Origin of the sequence: Faecalibacterium sp. DFI.5.82, assembly GCF_029076575.1 — a bacterium.
Classification (GTDB): domain Bacteria; phylum Bacillota; class Clostridia; order Oscillospirales; family Ruminococcaceae; genus Faecalibacterium; species Faecalibacterium duncaniae.
Genome location: NZ_JARFIS010001022.1, coordinates 1 through 292, shown reverse-complemented (window position 1 = coordinate 292; position 292 = coordinate 1). Strand labels below are relative to the sequence as shown.

The 292-nt window shown below is 38.7% G+C and carries 1 pseudogene; it reads right to left on the bottom strand.

What is annotated here, in order from left to right:
- Positions 1-292, bottom strand: a pseudogene (locus P0G09_RS19965) (hypothetical protein); the annotation flags it as partial.

Here is a 292-nt window from a genome sequence, read left to right as displayed (position 1 = left end):
CAAGTTCGTATTGTCTCCAGTTTTAGGAGTTAATACATCTTGATTTGGCGTATCAGTGATAACAGGAGTGTAAGGCTTATCAGGATTTTCAGGTTCTGGCGGAGTTACACATTTTGCATTTATAAATACAGCCGTCCCTTTCACATCTTTTGTGATTGTTCCTGTATCATCTTTTTTAGAGGTTACATAGCCGTCCTGATTTTCTTCTGTTTCAGTTACTTCATAATCTATGCCTGCTGATAGATTGATTGCTGTTTTGCTTTCTCCATGCTTCAAGGTGAACGTTGCGACA